At 45.8% G+C, this 2549-nt stretch carries 2 protein-coding genes; both read right to left on the reverse strand.

Going from position 1 to position 2549, the window contains the following annotated elements:
- Positions 1-171: 171 nt before the first annotated feature.
- Positions 172-933 (reverse strand): IS21-like element helper ATPase IstB, encoded by a 762-nt coding sequence (gene istB / locus FCL48_RS24530; protein WP_136876716.1) that lies wholly within the window; start codon positions 931-933, stop codon positions 172-174.
- Positions 933-2423 carry an IS21 family transposase gene (istA, locus tag FCL48_RS24535; RefSeq protein WP_240744976.1) on the reverse strand — a complete coding sequence of 497 codons (1491 nt, stop codon included), beginning with the start codon at positions 2421-2423 and terminating at the stop codon, positions 933-935. The genes istB and istA overlap by 1 nt, the downstream gene beginning before the upstream one ends.
- Positions 2424-2549: the final 126 nt, after the last annotated feature.

Here is a 2549-nt window from a genome sequence, read left to right on the forward strand (position 1 = left end):
TAGAAATGACAACCTAAAATTGACCACCCGTGATCACCGAATTTTGACCACCCGATATATATAAAAGAACTGAGACAGGGTGTTATCTCAGCGGTGGTGTTCAGGCCAACCTTTCAGCAACTCCGGTCGCCCATGGGCTCCCTCCGTTGCTGAAAGGTTGGCCTGGGTCGCCTATTTATCGTTCTCCATAGTCATAGCAATACTTTGCTTTAAGCGGTAACTTTCCCAGGTGCATGAAATAACATGTGCCTTGTGAGTCAAGCGATCAAGTAAAGCGTTTGTCATTATTGGATCCCCAAAGATTTGTGACCAGTCTGCAAAACCCAGATTAGTTGTAATAATCACAGAACCCTTTTCATGACGTTCTGCCAAAATCTGAAAGAGTAGTTCCGCCCCTTCTTTGCTAAAGGGGATGTAGCCGAGTTCATCAAGAACTAAGAGTTCGTACCGGCTGTAACGAGCAATCAAACGTTGCAGTGTACGCTCCTCACGGGCTTCCAGTAATTCATTTACCAAGCCGTAGCAGCTGACGAATCGTGTACGGATATCGTTTCGACAGGCCTCTATAGCAAGTGCTGTTGCCAGATGACTCTTACCTGTTCCACTGCGGCCCATAAAAATGACATTGCGTTTCTCCTTGAGATAATCGCACGTCGCAAGTTGGCGCAACAACCGAAGGTCAAGCCCTTCAGCCGCTTCCATGTCATAGCTTTCCAGTGTTTTGATTAAAGGAAATTTTGCTTCACAGATTCTTCGCTTTAGTCGGTTTTCAGTTCTATGCTGCAGTTCTACGGTCGTGAGATCGAGGAGGAAATCAGCATAATCCGTACCTGCTTCTTGGGCTTGACGAATATGGGTATCTATTTCTTTACGTATGGTAGCAAGTTTTAATTGCTTCAGATTTTCTCGGAGCGCATAGGTCGCGTTATTCATCACTGCACCTCCCCTAACTGGCCATATACTGTGAGATCTGGCGGTGCACTACCCTTCCAGCCAGTCAAAGGAGGAATGATGCGTTCTGGGGTGTTACTGTAGATGAGGATATGGAGGATGCCCCCACTGCTCCTGATGTTGTGCTTCAGGGCCACTGTCACCGCATGTTCAATAGCTTGCTCGTCATAATCCCGATACAGCATAAGGACGTTGAGAAAATCTTTTGTCCCTCCACTCATTCCTGAGCTTTCCTGAAACCGTTCAAGCAACTTGTTGTAGCACGTAGGCCACTGCTTACGCCATTGCACTATGGGCCGTGCTGAGTCAAATGCCTGTGGTCGTTGCTGGATCAATTCGAGATAGTGATCAGGGTCAAGACTCCATTGATTATTATTGAAGAGCCGTAGGTGATCAGCAACTTTTTTCCCGTTGAAATAGATGACAACTCGATCAACTGTTAATTCTACCTTGACCGGGTAACCAGCGTACCGACTCGGTATGGAATATCGGTTTTTATCGACAATAACTGTAGAGTATTTATCAGCTTTCCCTGGCTGTAACTGGATGTTACTAAACGGAACAGAAGGTGGGGCCAGTAATGATTGACGTTCTTGCTCAAACAAGGCATCTACGCTTTTCTCTCGACCGGCAATAGTGTGGCTCCCGTAACGAAGGCAACTCTCAAGCAACTTGTCGTTCAGTTCTTCAAGGCTATCTGCTTCGGGCACAGGAACCATGTAGTTGCGTCGTACAAAGCCAACCATACCTTCGACACCTCCTTTTTCATGGCCCTTACCGGGATTACAGAACCGCGATTCGTAATTGTAATATGCTCGAAATTTCTGGAAACTCTCCTGCTCCTGTCGTTTTTTCCCTTGTAATACTTTACGTACAGCTGTTGTCAGATTGTCGTATATAATTATTGAGAAAATCCCTGAAAAAAAGGCAAATGCATGTATATGTGCATCGAAAAAAGCCTGTTGTCGTTCACAGGGGTACATGCGGACAAAATGCTTACCTGAATACTTTGATCGCATGCAGAAGTACTTGAGACGAACTTTGACACCGGCAATAACAGCATTTGCTGTACCCCAGTCGACTTCCGCCTCTCTGCCTATTGCAGGATCACACGGAATAAAGGCACCAGGGCTGTCTATACCAAGTTTAACCTTGGCCAGGCGAACATAACGCCGTACCGTTGATTCCCCACCCGTAAAATCCAATTCTGATACCAAACGGTTATAAATCCGGCGTGCAGTATGTTTCTGCTTTCTCGGCTGCCCCTTATCAGACTCAAGCCATCCATCAATAGTTGTAAGATATGGACCTAATGCAGGAAATGGTTGATAGGTGCGCTCTTTGTAACTCCAAGGCTCTCCTCGTATGGCTTTCTTAATCGTATTACGACTATGTCCGGTCATGCGTGAAAGTTCACTGATGTTTTTGCCGTATTTGCGATGTGCGGTGCGAATGAGTTCATACTGGTCCACGTTTAGCAACTCCTTGCCCCCTTTAATGATTTTTGCAAATCATCATAGCAGAGGCCTTGCTTAAGGTGGTCAATTTTCGGTTAGCACAACACCCATTTACTGATCAATTTTAGGTTAGCACAACTA

This window comes from Desulforhopalus sp. IMCC35007, assembly GCF_005116575.1.
Taxonomy (GTDB): Bacteria; Desulfobacterota; Desulfobulbia; order Desulfobulbales; family Desulfocapsaceae; genus Desulforhopalus_A.